At 71.9% G+C, this 18206-nt stretch carries 14 protein-coding genes; 6 read left to right on the top strand and 8 right to left on the bottom strand.

All coding sequences use genetic code 11. The features are described from left to right. On the bottom strand, window positions 1-916 hold a 916-nt coding region (gene dapC / locus JAN01S_RS10020; RefSeq protein WP_068317444.1), incomplete at its 3' end, for a succinyldiaminopimelate transaminase. 91 nt (window positions 917-1007) lie between these two features. Further along, on the bottom strand, window positions 1008-1334 hold the full coding sequence (fdxA, locus tag JAN01S_RS10025; protein ID WP_068317519.1) for a ferredoxin: 327 nt from the start codon (window positions 1332-1334) through the stop codon (window positions 1008-1010). Window positions 1335-1356: 22 nt separating this feature from the next. Here fdxA and JAN01S_RS10030 point away from each other — a divergent pair, with 22 nt between their 5' ends. Continuing rightward, entirely contained in the window at window positions 1357-2367 is a 1011-nt protein-coding gene (locus JAN01S_RS10030; RefSeq protein ID WP_157075690.1) for a GNAT family N-acetyltransferase, read from the top strand. On the opposite strand, the gene JAN01S_RS10035 is transcribed toward JAN01S_RS10030, so the two are convergent. Further along, on the bottom strand, window positions 2343-2912 hold the full coding sequence (locus tag JAN01S_RS10035) for a 4'-phosphopantetheinyl transferase family protein (RefSeq protein ID WP_068317449.1): 570 nt from the start codon (window positions 2910-2912) through the stop codon (window positions 2343-2345). The genes JAN01S_RS10030 and JAN01S_RS10035 overlap by 25 nt on opposite strands. 61 nt (window positions 2913-2973) lie before the next feature. Between JAN01S_RS10035 and JAN01S_RS10040 the strand changes: the two genes are divergently transcribed. The 4 genes from JAN01S_RS10040 to JAN01S_RS10055 are packed head-to-tail and all read left to right on the top strand — an operon-like array spanning window position 2974 to window position 9113. Then, window positions 2974-5544, top strand: a complete 2571-nt coding sequence (locus tag JAN01S_RS10040) for a non-ribosomal peptide synthetase (protein WP_068317452.1) — start codon at window positions 2974-2976, stop codon at window positions 5542-5544. Beyond that, the gene (locus tag JAN01S_RS10045) at window positions 5541-6563 is read left to right on the top strand and encodes an iron ABC transporter substrate-binding protein (RefSeq protein ID WP_068317455.1); all 1023 of its coding nucleotides are present in this window, start codon (window positions 5541-5543) and stop codon (window positions 6561-6563) included. Before JAN01S_RS10040 ends, JAN01S_RS10045 begins: the two co-directional genes overlap by 4 nt. Before the next feature lie 10 nt (window positions 6564-6573). After that, complete coding sequence (locus JAN01S_RS10050; RefSeq protein ID WP_244884811.1) at window positions 6574-8076, top strand: ABC transporter permease; 1503 nt, start codon at window positions 6574-6576, stop codon at window positions 8074-8076. Then, window positions 8073-9113, top strand: coding sequence for an ABC transporter ATP-binding protein (locus JAN01S_RS10055; RefSeq protein ID WP_068317459.1), 1041 nt, complete (start codon window positions 8073-8075; stop codon window positions 9111-9113). Before JAN01S_RS10050 ends, JAN01S_RS10055 begins: the two co-directional genes overlap by 4 nt. A 281-nt stretch (window positions 9114-9394) precedes the next feature. On the opposite strand, the gene JAN01S_RS10060 is transcribed toward JAN01S_RS10055, so the two are convergent. Genes JAN01S_RS10060 through typA form a run of 5 tightly spaced genes read right to left on the bottom strand, consistent with a single transcriptional unit; the run spans window position 9395 to window position 16202 of the window. Beyond that, entirely contained in the window at window positions 9395-11149 is a 1755-nt protein-coding gene (locus JAN01S_RS10060) for a VanW family protein (RefSeq protein ID WP_157075691.1), read from the bottom strand. Between the two features lie 5 nt (window positions 11150-11154). Next, a complete protein-coding gene (locus JAN01S_RS10065; RefSeq protein ID WP_068317465.1) occupies window positions 11155-11643 on the bottom strand; it encodes a flavin reductase family protein in 489 nt (162 codons plus the stop codon). Then, window positions 11640-12551, bottom strand: coding sequence for an N-acetyl-1-D-myo-inositol-2-amino-2-deoxy-alpha-D-glucopyranoside deacetylase (mshB, locus tag JAN01S_RS10070; protein ID WP_068317467.1), 912 nt, complete (start codon window positions 12549-12551; stop codon window positions 11640-11642). The genes JAN01S_RS10065 and mshB overlap by 4 nt, the downstream gene beginning before the upstream one ends. After that, a complete protein-coding gene (locus JAN01S_RS10075) occupies window positions 12548-14293 on the bottom strand; it encodes an ABC transporter substrate-binding protein (RefSeq protein ID WP_068317470.1) in 1746 nt (581 codons plus the stop codon). The genes mshB and JAN01S_RS10075 overlap by 4 nt, the downstream gene beginning before the upstream one ends. A gap of 13 nt (window positions 14294-14306) precedes the next feature. Next, window positions 14307-16202 (bottom strand): translational GTPase TypA, encoded by a 1896-nt coding sequence (typA, locus tag JAN01S_RS10080; RefSeq protein ID WP_068317473.1) that lies wholly within the window; start codon window positions 16200-16202, stop codon window positions 14307-14309. Between the two features lie 306 nt (window positions 16203-16508). Between typA and JAN01S_RS10085 the strand changes: the two genes are divergently transcribed. Further along, window positions 16509-18167, top strand: a complete 1659-nt coding sequence (locus JAN01S_RS10085; RefSeq protein ID WP_068317478.1) for an ABC transporter substrate-binding protein — start codon at window positions 16509-16511, stop codon at window positions 18165-18167. The last annotated feature ends 39 nt before the right edge of the window (window positions 18168-18206 follow it).

Raw genomic sequence — 18206 nt, forward strand, 5'->3', positions numbered from 1 at the left:
CCCGCCGCGCCCGGTAGCGCTCCCGCTGGGCCGCGACGTGCTCGTCGTCGCGCACGGCCGCGAGCAGCGCGCGCTGCACCGGCCACGGGACGATCATCCCGGCGTGCTTGCGCACCTCGAGCAGCTGCCGCACGAGCGCAGGGTCACCGGCGACGAAGGCCGCCCGGTACCCGGCGAGGTTGGACTGCTTGGAGGTCGAGTAGACGGCGAGCAGCCCCTCGGTGGAGCCACCCGTGACGCGCGGGTCGAGGATCGAGGGCGTCGTGGGCAGCTCGTCGAGCGACTGCCCGCGCTCGGCCTCGGAGCGCCAGTCCAGCTCGGCGTAGCACTCGTCCGACGCGACGACGACACCGCGCTCGCGGGCCCACGCGACGACCTTGGCCAGGTGCTCGACGCCGAGGACCTTGCCCGTCGGGTTGCTCGGGGTGTTGAGCCACAGCAGCTTGGGCGCGCTCGAGGGCGTCGTCGGACCAAAGGCCGTCGTGGCGTCCGCGGCGAAGGGGGTGGCCCCAGCGATCCGCGCACCCACGTCGTACGTCGGGTAGGCGACCCGGGGGAAGGCGACGACGTCGCCGGCGCCCAGCCCGAGCAGCGTGGGCAGCCACGCGACGAGCTCCTTGGAGCCGACCGTCGGCAGCACCCCGTCCGGATCGAGGCCGGGCGCACCACGGCGCCGGGCGAACCAGTCTGCGATGCCCTCACGCAGGTCGGGGGTGCCCCACGTCTGCGGGTAGCCGGGGGCGTCCGCGGCGTCGCGCAGCGCCTGCTGGACGACCTCGGGGGTGGGGTCGACCGGGGTGCCGACCGACAGGTCGACGATGCCCTCCCCCTTCGCCTCGTCAGGGGAGGAAAAGGCTCTCGCCCGCTCCTTGGCAGGAGCGAGCGAGTCCCAGGGGAAGTCTGGCAAGGACGTCATCACGAGGTCACACTGCGCTCTCGGTCGTGACTCCACGGCGCGCTGCGGGCCTCGGTCGCTGGCGCTCCCTCGTGTCCTCGCGCGCTTGTCGTCACTCCGCGTGCTCCTGCGGGGGCAGCGCGGCCACGATCGGGTGATCCTTGTCGATCATGCCCATCTTGGCGGCACCACCGGGGCTGCCGAGGTCGTCGAAGAACTCGACATTGGCCTTGTAGAAGTCGGCCCACTCCTCGGGGGTGTCGTCCTCGTAGTAGATCGCCTCGACGGGGCACACGGGCTCGCAGGCGCCGCAGTCGACGCACTCGTCGGGGTGGATGTACAGGCTGCGCTTGCCCTCGTAGATGCAGTCGACGGGGCACTCCTCGATGCAGGCCTTGTCCTTGAGGTCCACACACGGCTGCGCGATCACGTACGTCATGCCCGACATACTATGTCGCCCCATGAGCGATCCGATGGTGGGTCTCACCACAGGGACACGGGTCGCGGTGCGCACCCGCATCGACCCGACGCCGGCGCACGGTCCGACCCTCACCGACACCGTCGGCGAGCTGACCGCCCTCGACGAGCACGGCCTGCGGATCGCCACCCGGAGCGGCGAGGTGGCCCTGCGCCGCGACCTCGTCGTCGCCGCCCGCGCCATCCCGCCCCGCCCCACCCGCCGCGGCGCCCCGCACCGCGCGATCACGATCGAGGACCTCCACCTCGTCATGACCAAGGGCCAGCCCGGCCTCGAGGAGGACTGGCTGGGGACGAAGGGAGCCGGCTGGCTCCTGCGCGCCGGCGCGCGGTGGACGGGCCGCTCGAACTCCGCTCTCCCCGTGGGCGATCCGGGCCATCCGCTGCCCGAGGCGGTCGACGCGGTCGAGTCCTGGTACCGCGAGCACGGCCTGACGCCGCTCGTCATGCTCCCCCGTCCGCCGGGCGCGGCCACCGCGGACGACCCGCTCGGCGCGCTGCTGCTGGAGCGCGGGTGGGTCGAGGGCAACCCCGCCGACGTGCTCACCGCGCGCACCGACAATCTCCTGCAGGGCGCCGCGCCCGCCCCCGAGGGCCTCACCCTGCACACCAGCGACCACGCCGACGAGGCCTGGCTGGCCGGCGGCTCACCCCGCCTGCTCGACCACCTCGACGTCGCACGCCGCATCCTCGCGCTGCCGGGGCGGCAGGTCTTCCTCACCGCCCGTGACGCAGGGGGCGTCGCCGGTGTCGTCCGCGTCGCGCTCGACGACGGCTGGGCCGGGATCTTCGGTCTGCACGTGCCCCCTTCGCACCGGGGCCGGGGCCTGGGCCGCTGGCTCACGCAGGAGGCCGCGCGCGCCGCCCTCGACGCCGGTGCCACCCTGACCTACCTGCAGGTCGAGCCGACCAACGAGCCCGCCCAGCACCTCTACCGCGACCTGGGGATGACCCGCCACAGCGACTACGTCTACCTCGCGCTGCGCGACGCCTGAGCACGGGCGGCCGCCAACGCGGTCGACGACTCGGCCGGGTCGTGGACGGCGACCTCACCGGGCCGGGTGAGGGCGAGCGCTGCCTCGTGACCGGGCAGCGGGGTGACGAGGGGCCGCACGTGCAGGCCGGCCACGTCGCGGGAGCCGTGCGCCTTGAAGGCCGCCTCCTGCCGCACCCACGCGGCGACGTCCGGACCACGCCGGGCCGACTCGACGTCGACGCCGATGGGGCAGGCAGCGGTGGCGACGAGGACGAGCGGTCCGGCGTGGGCGACGCTGGCGTGCACGCCCTCGACGACCGGCCGACCGTGCGGGCGCCCGCAGTCGCCACAGGTGCGGTCGACGGCCACGGACCACGGGTCCCGGCCGGTGGTCCGGCCCACAGCGACACGGAGCAGCACCGCCCCGACGACGAAGCGACCCAGGTCCGCAGCGCCCTCCAGACCCGCCGCCCGGGCGGCCTCCACCGGGTCGAGCAAAGGCAGCAGGCCGCGGTCCATCACACGCAGGTCCGACCACCAGATGTCCACGACGTGGTGGGGCATGCGCGCTCCTGGCCTCGATGGCGGTACTCTTCGCTCCGATCGATAAGGATAGGCACACCAAATGACGATGACCGCGCGGCTCGACGAGGGACTTCACGCCCTCGGGACGTCCGTGCGCCCGGTGCCGACCCCCCTTCCGCTGCTGCACCCCACCTCCGCCGCCCCCGCGCTGGTCGCCGACGGAGCCACGGTCAGCCACCACGAGCTCGCCGCCCGGGTCGCCTCCCTCGTCGAGCAGTTGCCGGCGACGACCACCGGACGTCGCCTCGTCCACCTGCCGCTCACCCGCCGGCTCGACGACGTCGTCGCCCACCTCGCCGTCCTCGCCGCCGGGCACGTGGCCCTGGTCACCGGGCCGGAGGCCACGTCGATCACCGGACGCTTCGCCCCGGACCTGCGCCTGCACGCGGGCGAGGTCGAGGTCCTCGAGCCGCAGGCCCAGCACCTCCTGCACCCCGACCTCGCCCTGCTGCTGTCGACCTCCGGCAGCACGGGCAGCCCCAAGCTGGTGCGGCTCTCCCGCGACAACGTGCTGAGCAATGCCACGGGGATCGCCCGGGCGCTCGGCCTGCGCAGCGACGACCGCGCGATCACCTCGCTGCCGCTGCACTACTGCTACGGCCTGTCCGTGATGCACAGCGTCCTCCACGCGGGGGGCAGCCTCGTCGTGACCGAGCACTCGGTGACCGACGACGAGTTCTGGCGGCTGCACACCGAGCAGCGGGTCAGCGTCCTCGCGGGGGTGCCGCACACCTTCGACCTCGTCGACGAGCGCCTGCGCGGTGACCTGCCCGGGCTGCGTCTGGTCACCCAGGCCGGTGGCGCCCTGCCGCCGGACCGGGTGCATGAGCTGGCGAGCCTCGGGCTCGAGCGCGGCTGGGACCTGGCGGTCATGTACGGCCAGACCGAGGCCACCGCCCGCATGGCCATCCACGTCGGCGCCGACGTCCTCGCCCGCCCCGCGGCGGTCGGCCGGCCGATCGCCGGGTCCTCCTTCCGCGTCGACCACGACGTCGACGACGCCGGCGACGGGACCGGCGAGCTCGTCTTCACCGGCCCCGGCGTCATGCTCGGGTACGCCGAGCACCCCGACGAGCTGGCCCTCGGCCGGATGGTCGAGGAGCTGCGCACCGGCGACCTCGGCCGCATCGACGACGGCGTCGTCACGGTCACCGGTCGCCGCGACCGGGTCGCCAAGGTGCTCGGGCTGCGCATCGACCTCGACCACGTCGCGAGTGCCCTCGCGGCCGCCGGCCACGACGCCGTGGTCACCGCGGACTCCCACCACCTGCTCGTCACCCTCCCCCACGCCGACGAAGGGGGGCGCGCCGCCCTTCGTCGCACGGTGCGTGGTCTCACGGCCGAGGCGGCAGGGCTGCGCCCGGGAGCCGTGCTCGTCGCCGTCGTCGACGAGATCCCCCGCCTGCCCAACGGCAAGGTCGACCGGGTCGCCTGCCGGGAGCTGGCCCTGTCGACCGCACACGACGCACCGGCGCCCGACCCCCGGCACGACCGGCTCGGCGCCGTCGTCGCCGTCATCGGCTCGGCCCTGGGCCGGGACGACGTCGACCCGGACCGGTCCTTCGCCGACCTGGGGGGCGACTCCTACAGCCTCGTGCAGACCTCGGTCCGGCTCGAGCAGGTCCTCGGCCGGCTGCCCGACGGCTGGCACCGCCTGCCGCTGCGCACCCTCGCGGCCGAGGCGCGGCCGACCGGCCGCCACGTCCAGTGGGTCGAGACCCCGCTGCTCGTGCGGGCCGTGGCCGCGCTGGCGATCTGCGCCAGCCACCTGGGGATCGTGGCCACCCCCGGCGGCGCCCACACCCTCCTCGCCCTGGCCGGCTGGTCGATGAGCCGCTTCACCCTCGACGACCCCCGACCACAGGAGCGGCGCCGACGCGGGCTGCGCTCCCTCGTCGGCCTGGCGGCTCCGTCGATGGCCGTCGCGCTCTTCGGCCTCGTCACGGCCGGCGGTTACACCTGGCACAACGTGCTGCTCGTCAACTGGCTCATCGGCGAGATGGAGTGGGGCGCGCGGATCAACCTGTGGTTCATCGAGGCACTGCTCGCGTGCAGCCTCGCCGCACTCGCCCTGCTCTCGGTGCCCGCGCTCGCCCGGGCGCACGTGCGCCACCCTTGGGCGTGGAGCATGGCGCTGGCGGCCGCCGCGCTCGTGCCGCGGTGGATCCTCGTGCCGGACTCCACCGGCGCCACCCGTGGCCTGCCGGGGTCGGTCCTGTGGCTCTTCGCCATCGGCATGGCCCTGGGCGTCGCCCGCACCCACCGGCAGCGCCTGGCGACCCTCGCCCTCACCGCCGTCGGCATGTGGGACTTCTTCGTCGAGCCGAGCCGTGGATGGACGGTGCTCGTCGCCATCACCGTCCTGGCGCTCGTCCCGCGCGTCCCGCTGCCCCGTCTGCTCGTGTGGCCCCTCGGCATCATCGCCGCAGCGTCCCTGCACATCTACCTCGTCCAGTGGCAGGTCTTCCGGGTCGTCGACCACGCCTGGCTGGCCCTCGGCGCCTCCCTCGCGCTCGGAGCCCTCCTGTGGTGGCTCCTGCAGGCCCCGACCCGCACCCTCATCGACCGACTCGTCCACCCTCGTCCCCGACCCTCCGGAGATCCCTCATGAACCGCCGCACCCTGCTCACGACCGTCGTCGGCACGACGGCAGCCCTCGCCCTCACCGCGTGTGGTGGCTCGGAGGGACCGACGACCGACCCCGACGCGCTGCAGATCTACTCCAGCCAGCACGACAACCTCACCAAGGCGTGGGCGAAGGGGTTCACCGACAAGACCGGGATCAAGACCCAGATCCGCCCCGGCAAGGACTCGTCGATGGGCCACCAGATCGTCGAGGAGGGTGACGCCTCGCCCGCCGACGTCTTCCTCACCGAGAACAGCCCCGCGATGACCCTCGTCGAGGACGCCGGGCTGCTCGCACCCGTCGACGCCAAGACCCTCGCCCAGGTGCCGGAGAACCGTCGCCCGTCGAGCGGTGACTGGACGAGCGTCGCCGCCCGCTCGACCGTCCTGGTCTACAACCCCGACAAGGTCTCGAAGGACGACCTGCCGGCCTCGCTCATGGACCTGCAGCAGCCGGAGTACAAGGACCAGTGGGGCGCGGGGGCCACGGGCGCCGACTTCCAGGCGATCGTCGCCGGCATGCTCGCCGACCAGGGCGAGGCCAAGACGAAGACGTGGCTCGAGGGCATGAAGACCAATGCCCGGATCTACGAGAACAACATCGCGACGATGAAGGCCGTCAACGCCGGTGAGGTCCCGATGGGCGTCATCTACCACTACTACTGGTACCGCGACCAGGCCGAGACCAAGGAGGGCACGGCCAACACCGCGCTTCACTACTTCAAGGGTGAGGACCCGGGCGCCTTCGTCAGCCTCTCCGCCGCCGGCGTGCTCAAGAACGCCAAGCACGCCGACGAGGCCCAGCAGTTCGTCGACTACATCCTCTCCGAGGAGGGGCAGGCCGTCCTCGAGTCGAGCGGCTCCAAGGAGTACGCCGTGGCGAAGGGGGTCGACTCCGACCCCGACCTGCCGACGCTCGAGTCCCTCCAGGCGCCCGCCGTCGACCCATTCTCCCTCGACTCCGAAAAGGTCACCCAGCTGATGACCGATGCCGGCATCCTCTAGGCACCTCGTGATGACCGCGGCGGTCCTCGTCGCGGTCATCACGGTGCTGCCGCTCGCGGTCGTGGCCGCGGACGGTTTCGGCAGCTCCCCTGCCGGCGCCCTGGACTACCTGCTCCGCCCGCGCACGGCGGAGCTGCTGACCAACACCCTCCTGCTGCTGCTCGTCACGGTCCCCGCGACGATCGTCCTCGGCGTCGGGGCGGCCTGGCTCGTCGAGCGCACGGACCTGCCCCTCGCCGGGGTGTGGCGGGTGCTGCTCGGCGCTCCCCTGGCCGTCCCCGCCTTCGTCGCCGCCTACGCGTGGGTCTCCTTCCGGCCTGGACTCGACGGGCTCGGCGGCGCCGCCCTGGTGACGACGGCCGCGTACTTCCCCTTCGTCTACCTGCCCGTGGCCGCGATCCTGCGCGACCTCGACGCCGCCCCGGAGGAGGACGCCCGCGCCCTCGGTGCCAGTCCGCTGCAGGCCTGGCGCCGCACGGTCCTGCCCCGGCTGCGGCCGGCCATCAGTGGTGGCGGCCTGCTCGTCGGGCTGCACCTGCTCGCCGAGTTCGGCGTGCTCGAGATGATGCGCTACCCGACCTTCACCACCGCGATCCTCGTGCAGTACGAGGTGAGCTTCTCCAGCAACCAGGGCAGCGTGCTCGCGCTCGTCCTCGCCCTGATGTGCGTCACGGTCCTCACGCTCGAGCACCTGCTGCGCGGCACGGCCCGCACCGCCCGCGTCGGCCGTGGCGTCCACCGCCGGGCGGCGCCGGTGCGCCTGGGTCGGTGGTCCCCCGTGGCCCTCCTCGCGCTCACCGTCGTCGTCGCCGTCTCGCTCGTCCTGCCGGTCACGCTCGTCGGGCGATGGCTGCTCGCCCACCTGGCCGCACCCGTCGACGAGCTCGGGATCCGCCCTTCGCTGCTCGTGACGACCGGCTCGACGATCTCGCTCGCCCTCGCCGCCGCGGCCGTCACGACCGTCCTGGCGCTGCCCGGAGCGTGGCTGCTCAGCCGGCGGCGCACCGCGTGGACGCTGGTGCTGGAGCGGGTCACCTACATCGCCAGCTCGCTGCCCGGGGTCGTCATCGCCCTGGCCCTGATCACCGTCTCCGTCCGGTACGTCCCCGGGGTCTACCAGTCGCCGCTGCTGCTCGTGCTCTGCTACACGGTCCTCTTCATCCCCCGCGCGATGGTCTCCCTGCGGTCCGGCCTCGCCGCCGCGCCCCCCGAGCTCAGCGATGCCGCCCGGTCGCTCGGGTGCAGTCCGCTCGGGGCCTTCCGCCGGGTCGTGCTGCCGCTCATCCTCCCGTCGGCGCTCACCGGAGCGGCCCTCGTGGCCATCGCGGCCGCCACCGAGCTCACCGCGACGCTGCTGCTGTCGCCGACCGGGACCTCCACCCTGGCGACCGCCTTCTGGGCCGCGAGCGACGAGTTCGACTACGCGGGCGCCGCTCCCTTCGCCGCCATGATGATCCTGCTGTCCGCGCCTCTGACCGTCCTGATGCTCCGACAGAGTGGGATCACCGAATGAGCACCGTCGACATCCGTCGCGTCACCGTCGGGTACGGCGCCGAGCCGGTCCTGCGCGACGTCGACCTCACCGTGCCCACGGGCACGACGACCGCCGTCCTCGGCGCCTCCGGTGGCGGCAAGACGACGCTGCTGCGCGTCATCGCCGGGTTCCTCGCCCCCGACACCGGCACGGTGACCATCGGCGACCGGATCGTGTGCGGCGACGGTCGGGCGGTGCCGCCCGAGCGGCGCGGCATCGGGTACGTGCGGCAGGACGGTGGCCTCTTCCCCCACCTCGACGTCGCGCACAACATCACCTTCGGCATGCCGCGGGCCGCCCGCCGGCGCGGCGACCGCGTCGAGGAGCTCCTCGAGCTCGTGGGGCTGCCCGCGGTGACCGCCACCCGACGTCCCGACCAGCTCTCGGGCGGCCAGCAGCAGCGCGTGGCCCTGGCCCGGGCGCTGGCCCTCTCCCCGTCCGTCGTCCTGCTCGACGAGCCCTTCTCCTCGCTCGACACGGCCCTGCGGGCGAGCACTCGCGATGCGGTGGCCGCCGCCCTCGCGGAGACCTCGGCCACGGCGATCCTCGTGACCCACGACCAGCAGGAGGCGCTCTCCTTCGCCGACCAGGTCGCGATCATGCGCGGTGGCCGGTTCAGCCAGGTGGGTGGCCCCCGAGAGATCTACGACGACCCGGTGGACGCCCGCGAGGCCGCCTTCCTCGGCGACGTCGTGCACCTCACCGGCCACCGCACCGCTGACGGCATCACCTGCCCCCTCGGGATCGTCACGGCGCGAGGCGACGTCCCGCGCGGCGACGGGGAGGTCGTGGTCGTCGTGCGGCCCGAGGACCTCAGCCTCAGCGACTCGCCGGGCTGCCCCCACGGCACGGTCCAGGCCGTCGACTACCGCGGCGCGCACGCCATGGTGCACGTGGCGCTGGCCGACGGCACCGTCGTCACCGTGCGCGTCCCCGGTCGCCGCTCCCCCGAGGTCGGGGAACAGGTCCCGGTGAGTGTCGACGGCCCCGTCCTCACCTACCCCCGCGACACCTGACCCGGCAGCGTCAGCGTCACCTGGTGGCCTCGACGCGACCAGGTGGCTCCAGCGACGACAGGCGCCCGGGCAGAAGCGGGCGAAGGGTGGTGTCGTCGCGAATCAAGCCGAAGCCGAGAACGACAACGCGCCCGGACGACAACGAAGGGCCCTTCGAGACGCTTGCTGCGCAAGCTCCTCAGGACACCGCTTCGGCCCAGCGACGGCATCACCCTTCGTCCGCGACGCACGTCAACTTTCGCGACGCATGTCGACGCACTCGGCAACAGCCGCACGCGACCTCACGCGTTCGTACAGGTCACGTCGTCCTGGGGGATGTACCGCGTGGTGAACGACGAACTCTTGACCGTCTTGCCACCCTTGATGAACGTGCGGGTGATGTCGACGGAGAACCCGGGTGCGGGTGACTGCGGGACGCAGTCCTTGCTGTCGTCGGTGATCTTCTTGGGCTGCGAGATGTTCCTGCGGGCGCTCTTGCCGGCCTTGACCTCGTCGTAGGCCTTGCGCCCGTGGAAGGTCACGGTCACCTCGTTGCCGCTCACCTTGGCGGTGATGAGGATGCCGGCACCGGTGTCGTTGGTGAAACGGTTGTCGACATTGGGCCAGGAGATCGTCGCCTCGCGCCCCTCCGGGTAGCGGGAGATGTAGAACGAGTGCGGGTGGAACTCCTCGATCTTTGCCCCGGAGAAGAAGACCGCGTTGAAGAGGGTCGTCGACAGCTGCGAGATGCCGCCGCCGTAGTCGTTGGCCAGGCGCCCGGCGTGGATGACGCCGGCCTTGCCGTAGCCCTTGGCCGCCGTGCGCTGCCCGAGCCGCTCGTTGAGGGAGAAGGTCTGGCCCGGCGCCACATACGCCCCGTTGAGGGTGCGGGCGGCCAGGCGGATGTTGTCGGCGCGCACGCCGCTCGTCGACGGCAGGTAGGTGGTGAAGGTGGAGATCTGCTCCTTGGGCAGCGTCTTCTTCGCTTCGGCCGTCGTCACCTCGGGCTGCGACTCCTTGGAGTCGACGTCGATGCGGCGCTGGTCGCCCTTCTTCTTCATCGCGGCGGCCGCCTCGGCGCCGATGCCGTCCTCCTTGAGGGCCAGACCGGTGCTCGAGGGCGTCACGTCGAAGCGCGACCCGCCCCGGTGCACGACGCCGGCGTCCCGGGCCTCGCGGAAGAGCCCCGAGGTCGAGCCCGCCGAGAGGACCGCCTGGGCGACCTTCGACTCGTCGATCGTCGCGGAGAGCTTGCCTTCGGTGTTCTTGATCGACACGGCGGCGGCCAGCTGCTCGGCCGGCACGGAGAAGGAGATGTCCTTGGCGGCGCCCTCGCCCTGCGGGTCGGTCGTGTGCACCTCCACGGGCCCGGAGACGAGCGGCTCGAGGTCGTCCTTGGCGAAGCGGTCGATCTCGGCCTGGCTCAGCTTGGGCGCGGGCTCGCTCGTCGGCGCCTCGAAGCTGCGCTGCTGCGGCCACTCCTGGGCGATGGACTCGACGACCGCCTCGCGGTCGACGGTCAGTCCGGGCTTGGAGGCGGTCTTCTTCACCGTGGTGCCCTCGAGCGTCACCTTGCCCTCGACGGCCTTCTTGTCGAAGGAGGCGGTCTGCTCGTCGACGGCGCTGGTGAGCGCCTCCTCGTCGACGTCGATCTCGACCTCGCGCTCGACACCGCCGCGCACGTGGTTCCACAGGTCGAGCGGGTTGAGGCTGAAGCCGGTGAGTCCCTCGACCGAGCTCGCGTAGTCGTAGCTGAGGCCGGACTCGCCCGGGGTGAGCTCGACGTCCTTGCCCTCGACGGTCACGGTGACCGGCCGGGCCTCCTCGTCGGAGAGCTCCCGCTCGAGCGTGTCCTGCGCCTCGGCCGGGGTCTGGCCGCCGATGGCGATGCCACCGATGCGCGTCTCTGCGGGCACGCGGTCGGCGAAGTACAGCGCGGCCGCGGCGTACAGGCCCGCGATCACGACGAGGACGAAGGCCACCGCCAGCCACGTGCGCCCGCGCCGCGGACGCTCGAGCACGGCCTCCTCGTCCGTCCAGCGCTCGTCGTTGCTCATCGGGGTCACCTCGTGCTCGTGTATCTGCTGCGGTAGTAGACCAGTGGATCATCTCTGCGGGCGTCGGCGCGGCTCGACACGACCTCGCCGACGACGATCGAGTGGTCACCGGCGTCGTGCAGGGCGCTCGTGCGGCACTCCAGTGTCGCCAGGGCGTCGTCGACGAGGGCCACGCCGAGCTCGCCGCGATGGTGCGGCACCCGGGAGAGCTGCCCGTAGAGCGGCCGCCCTCCCGTGCTCAGCCAGGTCGCGGCCGGCCGGCCGGCGACCGGCAGGATCGACACGCCCCACACCCCCGACGAGCCGACCGCCTCGTGCCAGCCGGTGTCCTTGCGGACGCAGACGAGCACGAGCGGCGGGTCGAGGGAGACGGAGGTGACCGAGTTGGCCGTCATGGCGTGGTCGTGGCCGTCCTCGAGCGTCGTCACGACGGTCACCCCGGTCGCGAAGTGGGCCATCGCGTGCCGCAGGTGGGTCGGCGTCACCCCGCTCATCGGCGCGCCACGAGCGGCGGACGCTCCCCCGGGACGGTGGCCGGCAGGGGCTGCCCGGTGACGACGTCGAGCCGGGCGTAGCCCTCCCGTCCGGGCAGGCGGGCGGCGATGTCGTTGGACAGGGCGTACGTGTCGCGCGGACCGAGCGTCACCTGAGTGCGGTGGTGGCGAAGGGCGGCGCGCTGGTGGTCGACCGCCGTCTCGTCGACGACCGCGTGCGTGACGACCGCGTCGTCGACGACCGAAGGGGGGAACGGCCCGGTCGGCAACGACCAGCCCAGTCCGCGCACCTCGTCGGTCACGGCGAGCACGTCGCGGTCCTCCTGGGCCCACGAGCGCGGGGTGAACGTACCGAAGAGGGCCGGGCGGCTCCCTTCGTCCATCGCCGCCAGGGACCGGCGGGTGACCTCGTGCGTGCGGATGTGGTCGGGGTGGGCGTAGCCGCCCTGCGCGTCGTAGGTGACGACGATGTCGGGCCCGATCGAGGCGACGACGGCGGTGACGGCCGCGACCGCCTCGGCGTCGTCGGAGCGCACCCACGCGCGCGGGTCCTGCGCGCTCGGGCTGCCGGCCATGCCGGAGTCGCGCCACCGGGAGAGCCGACCGGTCGCGGGGTCCTCGCCGAGCACGGTGCTGCGCGCGCCGATCGCGGTCATCGCGCCCCGCAGCTCGTCCCGGCGGAACTCCCCGAGGGTGTCCTCGTGCTCGGCGTCCAGGTGCGCCAGCTCGGTCGGGATGACCTCGCCCTGCTCGCCGAGGGTGCAGGTGAGGACGTGCACCTCGTCACCGGCCGCGACGTGGTGGGCGATGGCCACGCCCGTCGCCAGGCTCTCGTCGTCGGGGTGCGCGTGGACGAAGAGCAGCCGCGCGGGCCGCCCGGGCACGACCACCGGCTCGGCGAGCATCATCGCGCCACCCCCACGGCGCCGATCTCGGGGACCCCGCCGTAGATCGGGTTGCCGATGAGCGAGGTGACCTCGGAGCCCGCGGCATAGGTCAGCCGGCTCTGGCGAAGGGGGATGTACACGCCGTCCTCGAGCAGGTCGGTGTCGATGGCCGCCCAGCGCTTGGCCCGGTCCTCCCGGTCACGGGTGGCCGCGGCCTTGTCCATCGCCGCGGTCACCTGCTTGTCGGCGAACTGCCCGTAGTCGCGCCCGACGCTGTCGCCGCCGAGGTTGATCCGGTCGTCGAAGAGGGGCGGCAGGACGGTGCTCGCGGAGGGGACGTCCGGGCCCCAGTTGGCCCACAGGACGTCGTACTCCCCGGCCACGTCGCGGGTGCCGATCTCGGTGAAGTAGTCCTCGCCGAGGGCCTTGAGGGTCACGTCGAAGCCGGCCTCCTCCCAGCCGCTCTCGAGTGCCTTCATCGCGTCGTCCATGGTCCCGCCCCCACGGTAGGCGACGGTGATCTTCACGGGGGTGTCGACCTTCGCCGTGGTCAGGCGCCGACGCGCGGTCGCGCTGTCGCCCGAGGGGCCGCGGTCGATGACGGTCTCGTGCCGGGAGGGCAGGGCGGCACCGAGCAGCGACCAGGTGGGCGTGCCCGACGCGGCGCCCCGCGCCTCGGTGTAGGCGCCCCGGTCGGTGGCCTCTGCCAGGGCCCGGCGCACCGAGGCCGAGCGCAGGGCCTTGCTGCGGGTGTTGACCGCGAGGTAGTCGACGAGCTGCCCGTCGACCTGCACAGCCTGGACACGGTCACCGGCCTCGTCGATCGCCGGCCCGAGGACGCTCGGCACCGGGTCGAGGGCCAGGGTGCGTCCGCCGTCCTCCCCGTCGATGATCGTCTCGAGGGCGTCCTTGGCCTCCACGCCCTCCTTGTGCAGGATCGTCGTCGGTCCGGGCGTGCGCAGCGGGTCGCTCGCGCGGCTCCACTCCGGGTTGCGCACCCACGTGCCGCCGGTGCTGGGGGTCCAGGCCTCCTGCAGCTTGTACGGGCCGGAGGAAAACGCGTCGTGCACGGCGTCGTCGCCCTCGCGCGACTCCTTGTACGGGGCGAACTCGGGCAGCGAGACGACCTCGTCGAAGTTGCCGACCGCCTCGTCGAGGTGGAAGACGACCTTGCGCTCGCCGCGGCACTCGACCGCCTCCTCGATGAGCTTCCGAGAGGCCTTCGAGGTGCCCCCCTTCGCCAGGGGGCCGGGATAGGTGGAGGTGCCGTCCTTCTTCTTCGGGATGTCGAGGAAGGTCAGGGCGTAGCCGCTCGAGGGGATGTCCGCGTCGAAGGACCGGGCGACGCCGTACTGCACGTCGGCGCAGGTGACGGGCGAGCCGTCCTGCCACGTCGCCCCCTTGCGCAGGGTGAAGGTCCAGGTGCGCGCGTCCTTGCTCGCCGTGCCGGTGCTCGTGGCGAGGTCACCCTCGAGCCGCCGCTGGGCGGACACGGAGGTGGCCGGCGCGTAGGCCGTGAGCGTGCGCATCCACGTGCGGGAGGCGAAGCCGGCGACCTGGCGCTGGGTGATGCGCTGCGGGTCCCAGGCCTGCACCGGACCGGCCGAGACGACCGTGAGCCGGTCGTCGGGACCGCTCACCGATCCGGTGGTCGCGCTGCCCGACGAAGGGGAGTCGCCCCCTTCGTCGGTGCACGCGGACCCGCCCGCCGCGATGGCGAGCGCTCCGGATCCGGCGATCAGTCCTCGAACGATGCGCCGCACAGGCGCTCCCTCCTCAGGAGTTGCGGGCGCGCGATGCCGCGCGGGCGCGCAGGTTGGCGTCGAGCTCGACCTTGCGGATGCGGATCGCGTCCGGGGTGACCTCGACGCACTCGTCCTCGCGGCAGAACTCGAGCGACTGCTCGAGGCTCAGCTTGCGGGCGGGCACGACCTTCTCGAAGTTGTCGGCCGACGACGCGCGCACGTTCGTCAGCTTCTTCTCCTTCGTGATGTTGACGTCCATGTCGTCGGCGCGCGAGTTCTCGCCGACGATCATGCCCTCGTAGACCTCGGTGCCCGGCTCGGTGAAGAGCGAGCCGCGCTCCTGGAGGTTGACCATCGCGTACGACGTGACCGGCCCGGACCGGTCGGCGACGAGCGACCCGGAGACGCGGGTGGTGATGGGGCCGAACCACGGCTCGTAGCCCTCGAAGACGTGGTGCGCGATGCCGGCTCCGCGGGTCTCGGTGAGGAACTCGGTGCGGAAGCCGATGAGCCCGCGGGAGGGCACGAGGAACTCCATCCGGATCCAGCCGGTGCCGTGGTTGGTCATCTGCTCCATGCGGCCCTTGCGGGCGGCGAGGACCTGGGTGATCGCGCCGAGCCACTCCTCCGGGGTGTCGATCGTCAGTCGCTCGACGGGCTCGTGGACCTTGCCGTCGATCTCCTTGGTGACGACCTGCGGCTTCCCGACGGTCAGCTCGAAGCCCTCACGGCGCATCTGCTCGACGAGGATGGCCAGCGCCAGCTCGCCACGGCCCTGGACCTCCCACGCGTCGGGGCGCTCGGTCGGCAGGACGCGCAGCGACACGTTGCCGATGAGCTCCTTGTCGAGGCGGTCCTTGACCATGCGGGCGGTGACCTTGGTGCCCTTGGTCGGGCCGCGGCCGACGAGCGGCGAGGTGTTGGTGCCGAGGGTCAGCGAGATCGCCGGCTCGTCGACGGTGATGACCGGCAGCGGGACCGGGTTGTCGACGTCGGCGATCGTGTCGCCGATCATGATGTCCGGGATGCCGGCGATGGCGATGATGTCGCCGGGGCGGGCAGCGCCCTGGTCGAGCGGCTTGCGCTCCAGGCCCTCGGTGATGAGCAGCTCGGTGATCTTGACCTTTTCGGTCGAGCCGTCGTGGCGGCACCACGCGACCTGCTGGCCCTTGCGCAGCTCGCCGTTGTGCACGCGCAGCAGCGCGAGGCGGCCGAGGAAGTTGCTCGAGTCGAGGTTGGTGACGTGCGCCTGCAGCGGGGCGTCCTCCTCGTAGGAGGGCGCCGGGATCGTCTCCATGATCGTGCGGAAGAGCGGCTCGAGGTCGTCGTTGTCGGGCAGCGTGCCGTCCTGCGGCCGGTTGAGGCTCGCGGCGCCCGCCTTGCCGGAGGTGTAGACGATCGGGAATTCGATCTGGTCCTCGTCGGCGTCGAGGTCCATGAAGAGCTCGTAGGCCTCGTCGACGACCTCGGCGATGCGGCTGTCGGGACGGTCGACCTTGTTGATCGCGAGGATGACCGGCATCTTCGCCGCGAGCGCCTTGCGCAGGACGAAGCGGGTCTGCGGCAGCGGGCCCTCGGAGGCGTCGACGAGCAGGACGACCCCGTCGACCATCGACAGACCGCGCTCGACCTCGCCACCGAAGTCGGCGTGACCGGGGGTGTCGATGATGTTGATCGTCACGCCGTCGGGCGCGTCGTGGGCGGCCGCGGAGGGGCCGTTGTAGTGGATCGCCGTGTTCTTGGCGAGGATGGTGATGCCCTTCTCGCGCTCGAGGTCACCGGAGTCCATCGCCCGCTCGTCGACGTGGTCGTGCTCGCCGAAGGCACCCCCCTGCCAGAGCATCTTGTCGACGAGGGTGGTCTTGCCGTGGTCGACGTGGGCGACGATGGCGACATTGCGGATGTCGCTGCGGGAGATCAGGGGCATGGGGCGGATTCTCGCAGGACGGGGGGCCTGCTCCCAAATGCCGCACCCGGCCGATCCGGGCGGTCCGCGGGACGAAGGGGGGACCCTCCCCCTTCGTCGTCGTCAGGTGGAGCAGCCGCGGCGGCGGCAAGACATGCGGCCCCATGGTCAAGAAACAGTAAATGTTCACTGCATTCCCGCACGTGGTCCGGATGGTTGTTAGATTGCCGGACCAGCCCCGAGCGTGTGGTGGATCACCGCCATGCCCACGGGGTCCTCGCCCCGGCAACGACGCCGGGGCCGGCCCGACCAAGCGAGGAAACCCACATGTCGATGAGGAAAGCAGCCCCGCTGGCCGCTCTCACCGCCGCCGCACTGACCCTCGGTGCCTGCGCGGAGAGCGATCGCGACAACTCCGGCGACGGCGGCGGTGACACCGGCGGCACCTTCACCTTCGGCGCCGCGGGTGCCCCGGAGGTCTTCGATCCCTTCTACGCCAGTGACGGCGAGACCTTCCGCGTCACCCGACAGATCTTCGAGGGCCTGGTCGAGGTCGAGCAGGGCAGCTCGGACATCGGCCCCGGCCTGGCCACCGAGTGGGAGCCGTCCGAGGACGGCAAGACGTGGACCTTCACCCTGCGCGAGGGCGTGAAGTTCTCCGACGGCGAGGCCCTGACCGCCCAGGCCGTCTGCGACAACTTCGAGCGCATGTCCGACCAGAACGAGACCGCCCAAGCGGGCCCGGCCGAGTACTGGGCCTACTCGATGGAGGGCTTCGGCAAGGACTCCCTCTACCGCAGCTGCACCGCCAAGGACGAGGGCACCGTCGAGCTGAAGATCGCTCGCGCCACCTCCAAGTTCCCGGCGCTCCTCTCGCTGTCGGCCTTCGCCATCCAGTCGCCGAAGGCACTGGAGGAGGGCAACGCCAACGACGTGAAGAAGCAGGGTGAGGGCTTCGCCTACCCGGAGAACTCGAAGAACCCCGTCGGCACCGGCCCGTACACCTTCGAGAAGTACGACGAGGCCAACAAGACGGTCACCCTCGTGCGCAATGACGACTACTGGGGCGAGAAGGCGAAGAACGCCAAGATCGTCTTCAACATCATCCCCAACGAGAGCACCCGCCGGCAGGAGCTCGAGGCCGACAGCATCAACGGCTACGACCTGCCCAACCCGGTGGACTGGAAGGGGCTGAAGGACGACGGCAACAACGTCGAGGTCCGCGACCCCTTCAACATCCTCTACGTCGCCTTCAACCCGGAGAAGAACCCGGCCCTGAAGGACCTCAAGGTCCGCCAGGCGCTCGACATGGCGGTCAACCGGGAGCAGCTCGTGAAGTCGCAGCTGCCCGAGGGCGCCTCCGCGGCGTCGCAGTTCTTCCCCGAGACGGTCGACGGCTACAACACGGACCTCGAGCCGACGAAGTACGACCCCGAGGGCGCCAAGAAGCTGCTCAAGGAGGCCGGCGAGGAGAACCTCAAGCTGACCTTCGCCTACCCGAGCGAGGTCACCCGTCCCTACATGCCGAACCCGCAGAAGATCCACGAGGCGATCCGCAAGGACTTCGAGGCCGTCGGCGTCGACGTCGAGGTCGTCACCAAGCCGTGGAACGGCGGCTACCTCGACGGTGTCGACAACGGTCAGTTCGACGCCTTCCTGCTGGGGTGGACCGGTGACTACAACGCCGCGGACAACTTCATCGGCACCTTCTTCGGCAACCTCAAGTCCAACGACTTCCACACCTCCGCCACCGACTTCGGAGCCGACCTGAGCAAGGCCATCAAGGAGGCCGACCAGACGGTCGACGAGGAGGAGCGGACGACGATGTACCAGGAGCTGAACCAGAAGATCCACGACGAGTACATCCCGGGTCTGCCGATCTCGCACTCCCCGCCGGCCATCGTGGTCAACGAGGACGTCGAGGGGCTGGTCGCCAGCCCGCTGACCGCGGAGCGCTTCTCCACGGTCACCGTCGGCGGCAAGTGACCCACCGCAGGTGACCTCGTGCCGGGGCCGCCTCGACCA

Origin of the sequence: Janibacter anophelis NBRC 107843 (assembly GCF_001570945.1) — a bacterium.
Lineage (GTDB): Bacteria > Actinomycetota > Actinomycetes > Actinomycetales > Dermatophilaceae > Janibacter > Janibacter anophelis.

Bases quoted from the DNA above. Each gene is read 5' to 3' on its own strand.
- fdxA (WP_068317519.1), bottom strand. From the start codon at position 1,334: ATGACGTACGTGATCGCGCAGCCGTGTGTGGACCTCAAGGACAAGGCC.
- JAN01S_RS10030 (WP_157075690.1), top strand. From the start codon at position 1,357: ATGAGCGATCCGATGGTGGGTCTCACCACAGGGACACGGGTCGCGGTG.
- JAN01S_RS10035 (WP_068317449.1), bottom strand. From the start codon at position 2,912: ATGCCCCACCACGTCGTGGACATCTGGTGGTCGGACCTGCGTGTGATG.
- JAN01S_RS10040 (WP_068317452.1), top strand. From the start codon at position 2,974: ATGACGATGACCGCGCGGCTCGACGAGGGACTTCACGCCCTCGGGACG.
- JAN01S_RS10045 (WP_068317455.1), top strand. From the start codon at position 5,541: ATGAACCGCCGCACCCTGCTCACGACCGTCGTCGGCACGACGGCAGCC.
- JAN01S_RS10050 (WP_244884811.1), top strand. From the start codon at position 6,574: ATGACCGCGGCGGTCCTCGTCGCGGTCATCACGGTGCTGCCGCTCGCG.
- JAN01S_RS10055 (WP_068317459.1), top strand. From the start codon at position 8,073: ATGAGCACCGTCGACATCCGTCGCGTCACCGTCGGGTACGGCGCCGAG.
- JAN01S_RS10060 (WP_157075691.1), bottom strand. From the start codon at position 11,149: ATGAGCAACGACGAGCGCTGGACGGACGAGGAGGCCGTGCTCGAGCGT.
- JAN01S_RS10065 (WP_068317465.1), bottom strand. From the start codon at position 11,643: ATGAGCGGGGTGACGCCGACCCACCTGCGGCACGCGATGGCCCACTTC.
- mshB (WP_068317467.1), bottom strand. From the start codon at position 12,551: ATGATGCTCGCCGAGCCGGTGGTCGTGCCCGGGCGGCCCGCGCGGCTG.
- typA (WP_068317473.1), bottom strand. From the start codon at position 16,202: ATGCCCCTGATCTCCCGCAGCGACATCCGCAATGTCGCCATCGTCGCC.
- JAN01S_RS10085 (WP_068317478.1), top strand. From the start codon at position 16,509: ATGTCGATGAGGAAAGCAGCCCCGCTGGCCGCTCTCACCGCCGCCGCA.